The following is a 7,248-nucleotide window of genomic DNA, read 5'->3' as shown; positions in this document are numbered from 1 at the left end:
TACCCTCTAAAGTCAGGAAATTGATTGTGGATAATATGTCAGTTGCTTCCCCCTCTCTTTGTATGGCTTCTTCTCGTTAATACCTTATTTGTAAGACAATGCACCCTTTCTTATTTCTTCGTACAATCACCTCTCCAAATGTGTTTATTGCATGTGCATTGTTTTGTAAATAACCCGGTTTTCTTCTTCTCTCCAATCAATCGTAGCTTTATTTTTCTCGCTAGTTTTCACAATAAAAAATATATCCTTTAAAATAGGGAGTCTTGAGGTTAGAATATTTCTTTCTATAAAAAACTTTTATACGCGGTTTTAAAAACGTCCTCTATTCTCTGGCATCCTAAAACACATCATGTTTATACGTAAATTATCATATCTATCATTACTCTTTTGTATTTTCATTATCGGTTGCGGCAATAAAGCAGACTCGTTTAATAAAAAAGGGCTTTCTTTTTTTGAACAAAAAAAATACGATGAAGCAATTGACGCATTTAAAAAGGCATTGGAAATAAATACGAATCACTATGATGCCCATTATGGTTTAGGCGTAGCCTATTATACAAAAGGAATGATAGACGAGTCGCTAACAGAACTAAAACGAGCCATTGAACTTAATCCGGAAGAACCAAAGGCCCGCTATAACATTGCGTTTGCATATATGGCAAAGCAAATGGCCATGGAGGCAATACAAGAATATAAAACGGCTATTGATTTATTTTCCTCTAAAAAAGACATCACAAAAGAAGCGGAGGCACACCTTTACTTATCGGTTGCCTACAGCCTGATGGAAAATCATGATGAAGCGCTTTTGGCATGTAAAAAAGCAATAGAGCTTAATCCGGAACTGGAAGACGGATACTATTTCCTGGGAGTCTGCTATTACAAAAAAAATATGTATGATGAAGCAATTGCTGCATTAAAAAAAACAATAATGCTGAATCCGAAAGCAGAAAAAGCACATAGTGTTCTGCATGTAATTTATGATAAACTTGGAATGGTTGAAGAGGCAACAAGAGAAAGGTTTATCTTGCAACAGTTTACTCAGGAAAGAAGGAATCGAGATTAATCTCACAGCACAGCAAAACCGCAACGAAAGAGAACCACCCCTCTTTTCTCTCCTTCACAAAGAGGAGATGCAAAACCCCTACAAAAAAGGATTTTTTATAGAATAATACGATAGTATTACATTTATAATCTGTTTATTTAATTATCTGTTTATTCAACGATTGTGTGGAGGATAAATGACGTGGAAAAGGATGTTGCACGGGTCGTAATCAGCGAGAAACAAATTAAGGAGAAATTAGTCGAATTATCAAATACTTTGATTAATGCTTATCAAAATAAAGAATGGACGATTATTGCAATACTTAACGGAAGTCTCGTATTTCTTGCAGATTTGATTCGCCATATTCCTTTTTCAATAAGATTGGATACCATAGATGCCTCAAGTTATGGTGATTCGACTATATCGAAAGGGGAGGTCAATATTATACATAATTTTAAAATTGATATTGACGGCAAACATGTTTTAGTAATAGATGACATTGTTGATACAGGAAATACATTGAAAAAAGTTTTAGCAGATATTAAAAAATATGCCCCTGCATCCTTGAAAAGCTGTGTGCTTTTAAGCCGTAGCGGAAGACGTCAAAATAAAATTAAACCTGATTATTGTTGTTTTAATGTGGGAGATGATTTTGTTGTTGGTTATGGCCTCGATTACAATAACAAATATAGAAATTTGCCCTATATAGCAGTACTCAAAGACGAGTGCTATCGCAGAAACGGCTGTCCTTAGACATTGTATCATAAGTACATTGCCTGAATTCCGCCTCCTGCGGAATTTCACGGACAAACAAGTTTGTCTGTGCCACCCATCATACCGCTATTAAGATGTTATATTAGATTTCTCTAAAAACAGATGCGTTTAGCTATACCTCTTGCATAAAATGTCATTATATACCATGGGCGATAAAAATACCTGCCATCGCACAAAGAAAATAATGTTGCTGTTTCCTCCGGATTGGTTTCCTTCTGAACCATATTTAAGCCTTCCCTCTCTTACTGCTGTTTTGCGGTCTGCAGGCCATCTTGTCGTTCAAAAAGATGTAAATCTTGAGATGTATGACTGGTTTTTCAGCAGTAACGGTCTTCAACTTATTTTTGAAAAGGCACCGAAACAATTAGAAAGATTGAAAAATAAATCGGCGCTGTTAGGATTGGATGATAATGACAGATCACTTAAACAGGCATTAACCGGTTGTACAAAAGCCCGTATTAATGAATTGTCGCAACATGCTGAAGAAGCAAAAAAGATCGTAACTTCCCATGACTTTTTTGATGTTAAAAAACTTGAATGGGCTATCAATATTTTCCACGAAGTGACTTCTGTAATCTCACTTGTATACGCCCCTGCAATTATTCGCCTGCCACCAATGGAAACAACACTGCCCTATAACACTTTTATTTCCACAGAGCTTATGAAGGCAATAAAAGATGCTCAGGTAAACGTTTACAGGGATGTTTATAAGCAGATTTTGCAGCCGTCTATACACTCAGAAAATCCGGACATTATTGGAATTTCAATCGTTCTTAAGCAACAGCTTATATCTTCATTGACTTTTTGTTCACTTATCAAAGAAGATTTTCCACATATTCACATCACCATTGGCGGAAATACGGTAACGCGGCTTCGTGACATATTGCCGGAAAAGCCTGATCTGTTTGCTGTTTTCGATAGTGCCATAGTCTTTGAAGGAGAAACCGCGTTGCTTAAGCTTGTTGAAACAATCGGTACTACGCGAAATCTTGCAACCGTTCCAAACGTAATATTCAGAGATGCGTCAGGCATACATACTTCTCCATTAATAATGGCAGAAGATGTAACAAGACTGCCTGTTCCTGATTTCGATGGTTTGCCATTAGAGAAATATTTTGTCCCTGAATTAATCCTCCCTTACGTTGCCACGAGGGGCTGTTATTGGGGGCGTTGTAAATTCTGTGATCATGGAGAGGGATATACCGCCGGCTACAGGGCAAAAAAGATCAGTCAGATTATTGATGATATCCATTATCTTCAAAACAAGTATCACACGCATAATTTTCACTTTCCAGACGAATCATACCCCCCGGCTTTATTTAAAAAACTCTCTTATGCATTGATAAAAAACAACATGAACATTGCATGGATGACCCATTTAAGATTTGAAAATAGTTTAACAAATGAAGAAATCTGGGAAACTGCGGCAAATGCCGGTTGCAAGTATTTACATTTAGGCTTTGAGTCAGGAAGCGAACGGATATTAAAACGAATGGATAAGTCAACAACCACAAATATTATGAGCAAAATGCTTAAAATCTCTTCTAACGCCGGCATATGGAACCATGTAATGGGCTTTTTCGGTTTTCCGGGAGAGTCCTATGAAGACGCACAACAAACAATACAATTTCTGGAGGAAAATAAAGAATTTGTGCATTCGATAGGATTCGGCACATTTGATCTCTGCAAGTATGCGCCAGTGACCAAAGAAAATGATACCTTTGGCATTACCTACTATAAGAATCCGGAATGGGATCTTGCGTTAAATTATTATTACACGGTTGACGAAGGACTTGGTATTGAAGATTCAGAAAAATTACTAGAAGCATTTGAAAAGAACCACTATGAAGGGTGGGATTTAAGGATATTTATCAGAGAATATGTGTTTTTATATGTGGTGCATTACGGGACAAACAGGCTTTATTCATTGCTTTGCAATTCTCAAAACAGGAGCATTCCCGATTTTTTGTAACTCTTTACACCTGCCTTTCGGCACACTAGTACTGTACCACAAGCATACTGCTTGTGATATTTGTAACTCAAGCTGGAAGCTTGAGTTACTATTACCCCCCTAATTGCTTTTTTACAAAAAATCGGGAATGTACCCCTCAAAAACCCGTGTTATGTTGCACCGTCATTATACGAAAAGCCCCTAATGTCAAAGCTCACCAGCAACTACTTCGCCGCCTTCCGGTGGAGCGCCGTGTTATGCGATGCTTTGCATACGGTTTGCGAAGTCACGGCTGGAAGTAGCAGGAGGCAAAGGTATTCCTTCTTTCCGATACAGTTCGATGGCTTCCTCAACAATCTGACAAAGTTCTTCAAAGACCCGTTGCTCGTCATCGCCGTGACAACCTCCGTAAATCAGTCCCGGTGCACTCCCTATATAACACTGATCTTCTTCGGACCATTCGACGATTTTCGCGTATTTTGCGCTGTCTTTCATTTTTTTAACTCCTCCAGGGCCAAGCGTACAGCTCGCACCTGATATTGCTTTGCATCGTCACCATGTTTACCTGAAATTGTAATAGGTTTAGGCACGTTTGAGTGAACAAAATTCCTATGGCTGCCTTTACCACCTCTATTTACGAAGCCTTCCTTTTCTAATTCAGCAATCAGTTCCCTTACCTTTGGAGGCATCAACGTATTCCCATATTTTCAGCAGTTTAACAACTGAGCTCAACCGCACCGCTTTTTGGCGTTGGCTGGAGTGCCTTGTTGGGCGTTTTCTGTTAACGATGTTTTCCATCGCGCCTGTATCGTATCGGCAGAAAGGTCCGCTCCGCAGTCCCACTCGACGAAGTACCCCCTGTTGTGAACTCGTTCGAATTCAACTCTGTCGTTTAGTGGCGCGAAGGCCTCTGATTCCAAGTAAGGTTTTACGTCAAATAAACCTGCTCTTCCATCTTCTGCTTTGACGTACAGCGTGTAATTGTCTTTGGGAACAATTTCTGCAATGTTCATTGGCCAAGTCCTCGAATTGGAAACGGCTTTTTACCATTAACTACCAATTGCCCGTCAACAAGTAAATCATCCTGATGTATTTCAATCCATGCGACGACTAACTTGTGCTTCTTTGGCAGAAGCTCACCAGCCAAGACAGTTCCATCATGAATCGAATAGACCGCTACTTGTCCCTGATATTCGGCATAAATATGCGGCACGTTGTGCTTATCCATATCATAGAAAAACATCCGGATAAGGATGCCATAGAACATCGAGATTGTAGGCATGACGACGATCTATCCTATTACGCTTAACAAGTTATTACACAGTTTCTACCTTTTAGCAAAGCGAAACTTGAAAGTCTACATAAAGTATAAGCTACTGTGCTTGACTTTTTATCAATTTAGCAGTTCTTCCCTGCGTACATTTTACTGTGTGCGCAATTCAGCCCCTAATTTTTTATACAAAGCGTCAAGTATTACAGCCGACGCATCATCAACCTCTTCGCTCTTTAGAGTTCTCTCGTAAGATTGGAAACAGAGATTAAACGCAATGCTTTTTTTCTCTTCGGGAATTTGTTTTCCCCGGTATATATCAAAATAATTTACTTCTTTTACGATGGAAATATTTGCGCCATTAATGCAATCTTCTATGGACGCCCACGTTTTTTCTTCATCAACAACTATCGCAAAATCCCTCTTAACCATTGGATAAGGAGAAGGTTCGCAATATTTTTTATCAAAATGCGCTTTTTCAACCAAGGCATCTACGTCCAGTTCTATCAGGGTACACAATGTTTTAAAACCTAATTCCTTACTTGCCTCACCAATATAGCCAAGGGTTTTGCCGTCCATTAAAATTTTCGCTGTCTTTTCATTATTAAATAACCTCGTTTTTTCATGGAACGTTACCCACTCACATTTTTCATGTATTTCAAGATTTTTTAAAAGCGATTGAACAATCCCTTTTCCCTCAAAAAACCCTGCGGAATCTAATAACGACAAACAGACCTTTTCGTGTGGTAATTTTTCCCCTTTCAGATAAATTTTTGCAATTTCAAAGAGTTTTACCTTCTCGCACCCATGATTTGCATTATGTATCTTGACCTTTGCCAGGCTGGGCAATAACGAGGTACGTAAGATACTTTCCTCCTGCCGCAAAGGATTTGCTATTTCAACAACATCTTCACCCGACCAGAGATTCACTCCCTTCAAAAAAGCATGATTAACGATACTAAATGTCTTCGTCTCATAAAATCCTAATCCTGTTAAATTATTGCGAATAAGATTTTCTACAATCTCGTATTTACTCTTTTTACTGCCGCGAATGCCTATTGCTGTTTTGGCAGGAATATTATTATAGTCATAAATCCTGCTCACTTCTTCTATAAGATCAATTTCACGTGACACGTCACCGCGAAAACCTGGAATTTCAACATCAACAAAGGTATCAGCACAATTAAGAATTTTAAACTGCAAACTCCTTAGAATATCCAGTATTACGTCTCTGTTTATATCCACTCCCAAAATTTTTTTTATGCTTTCAATACGAAGCGCTACCTTTTTCGCTTCATTTCGATTTGCACTAACGTCTATAATACCTTTGCACATTTCACCGCCTGCATGCTCAATGATTAGTTTTGCTGCCCTTTTTGACGCAAAATCTAAGCCCAATGGGTCAACACCTCTTTCAAAACGACAGGAAGAATCAGAAACAATTCCCAACGCTTTGGAAGTACGCCGCACCTGTCGCGGCTCAAATCGGGCGCATTCAATAAGAATATTTCTTGTAGCATCTGTTACCTCCGTTTCCTTTCCCCCCATTACGCCGGCTATTGAGATCGGCCTCTTTTCATCCGCAATAATAAGCATGTCATGAAATAGTACACGTCTGGCGCCATTGATTGCAACGATCTCTTCTCCGCTCTTCGCCTTCCTTACGTGTATTTGTCCGCCTGACACCTTATCCAAATCAAATGCGTGAAGGGGCTGTCCCGACTCCATCATTACATAGTTTGTTATATCCACAATATTATTAACAGGACGAAGCCCAATGCATTTAAGTCTTTTCTGCAGCCACTCCGGAGACGGTTTCACCGTTATATTACGTATCACACGAGCTGTATACTGTGAACACAGCAACGGCTCTTTAACTTCTACTTTAACATTTTGAGAAATATCACCATCACCTTCGCGGGAAATATCCGTGCATGGCAATTGCAAGCTTCCTTTTGTAATAGCTGCCACTTCTCTTGCAATGCCGATAATTCCCATGCAATCAGCACGATTAGCCGTAACTTCCAGGTCAATGCAGTAGTCATCCTCAAAAGCTTCAATGCTTGCCGCCACCAATCCAGCGCCGGTCAATTTATCTGCAAGCATTTTGGGAGACAAATCAAAGCAAACGTACTCTTTTAACCAACTATAGCTAATCTTCATAACACTTTTTTCTCATTTTAATCTTATAAAAAAAGGTATAAATCCTAT

The 7,248-nt window shown here is 39.0% G+C and carries 8 protein-coding genes; 3 read left to right on the top strand and 5 right to left on the bottom strand.

Features of this window, described 5'->3' with window-relative positions; all coding sequences use genetic code 11:
- Positions 1–349 precede the first annotated feature (349 nt).
- The 3 genes from ABJL82_RS12950 to ABJL82_RS12940 all read left to right on the top strand — a co-directional run bounded on the left by ABJL82_RS12950 (position 350) and on the right by ABJL82_RS12940 (position 3,788).
- Positions 350–1,063, top strand: coding sequence for a tetratricopeptide repeat protein (locus tag ABJL82_RS12950; protein ID WP_347275114.1), 714 nt, complete (start codon positions 350–352; stop codon positions 1,061–1,063).
- A gap of 180 nt (positions 1,064–1,243) precedes the next feature.
- Positions 1,244–1,795 (top strand): hypoxanthine phosphoribosyltransferase, encoded by a 552-nt coding sequence (gene hpt, locus ABJL82_RS12945; RefSeq protein ID WP_347275112.1) that lies wholly within the window; start codon positions 1,244–1,246, stop codon positions 1,793–1,795.
- A 151-nt stretch (positions 1,796–1,946) separates the two neighbouring features.
- Entirely contained in the window at positions 1,947–3,788 is a 1,842-nt protein-coding gene (locus tag ABJL82_RS12940) for a radical SAM protein (RefSeq protein WP_347275111.1), read from the top strand.
- 234 nt (positions 3,789–4,022) lie between these two features.
- On the opposite strand, the gene ABJL82_RS12935 is transcribed toward ABJL82_RS12940, so the two are convergent.
- The 5 genes from ABJL82_RS12935 to pheT all read right to left on the bottom strand — a co-directional run bounded on the left by ABJL82_RS12935 (position 4,023) and on the right by pheT (position 7,200).
- On the bottom strand, positions 4,023–4,262 hold the full coding sequence (locus tag ABJL82_RS12935) for a hypothetical protein (RefSeq protein WP_295103438.1): 240 nt from the start codon (positions 4,260–4,262) through the stop codon (positions 4,023–4,025).
- Positions 4,259–4,456 (bottom strand): type II toxin-antitoxin system HicA family toxin, encoded by a 198-nt coding sequence (locus tag ABJL82_RS12930; protein ID WP_347275110.1) that lies wholly within the window; start codon positions 4,454–4,456, stop codon positions 4,259–4,261. The genes ABJL82_RS12935 and ABJL82_RS12930 overlap by 4 nt, the downstream gene beginning before the upstream one ends.
- Positions 4,457–4,495: 39 nt before the next feature.
- Positions 4,496–4,780 carry a DUF2442 domain-containing protein gene (locus ABJL82_RS12925; RefSeq protein WP_347275109.1) on the bottom strand — a complete coding sequence of 95 codons (285 nt, stop codon included), beginning with the start codon at positions 4,778–4,780 and terminating at the stop codon, positions 4,496–4,498.
- Positions 4,777–5,049, bottom strand: a complete 273-nt coding sequence (locus ABJL82_RS12920) for a DUF4160 domain-containing protein (protein WP_347275108.1) — start codon at positions 5,047–5,049, stop codon at positions 4,777–4,779. Before ABJL82_RS12920 ends, ABJL82_RS12925 begins: the two co-directional genes overlap by 4 nt.
- 141 nt (positions 5,050–5,190) lie before the next feature.
- A complete protein-coding gene (gene pheT, locus ABJL82_RS12915) occupies positions 5,191–7,200 on the bottom strand; it encodes a phenylalanine--tRNA ligase subunit beta (RefSeq protein ID WP_347275107.1) in 2,010 nt (669 codons plus the stop codon).
- Between the last annotated feature and the right edge of the window lie 48 nt (positions 7,201–7,248).

The organism is Candidatus Kuenenia sp., assembly GCF_039794105.1.
In the GTDB taxonomy this organism is placed as follows: Bacteria; Planctomycetota; Brocadiia; order Brocadiales; family Brocadiaceae; genus Kuenenia.
This window is presented reverse-complemented; position numbering and strand designations above follow the sequence as displayed.

Excerpts from the sequence above, each read along its gene's own strand:
- ABJL82_RS12925 (WP_347275109.1), bottom strand. The coding sequence starts at position 4,780 with ATGAACATTGCAGAAATTGTTCCCAAAGACAATTACACGCTGTACGTC.
- ABJL82_RS12950 (WP_347275114.1), top strand. The coding sequence starts at position 350 with ATGTTTATACGTAAATTATCATATCTATCATTACTCTTTTGTATTTTC.
- ABJL82_RS12935 (WP_295103438.1), bottom strand. The coding sequence starts at position 4,262 with ATGAAAGACAGCGCAAAATACGCGAAAATCGTCGAATGGTCCGAAGAA.
- pheT (WP_347275107.1), bottom strand. The coding sequence starts at position 7,200 with ATGAAGATTAGCTATAGTTGGTTAAAAGAGTACGTTTGCTTTGATTTG.
- ABJL82_RS12940 (WP_347275111.1), top strand. The coding sequence starts at position 1,947 with ATGTCATTATATACCATGGGCGATAAAAATACCTGCCATCGCACAAAG.
- ABJL82_RS12920 (WP_347275108.1), bottom strand. The coding sequence starts at position 5,049 with ATGCCTACAATCTCGATGTTCTATGGCATCCTTATCCGGATGTTTTTC.
- ABJL82_RS12930 (WP_347275110.1), bottom strand. The coding sequence starts at position 4,456 with ATGCCTCCAAAGGTAAGGGAACTGATTGCTGAATTAGAAAAGGAAGGC.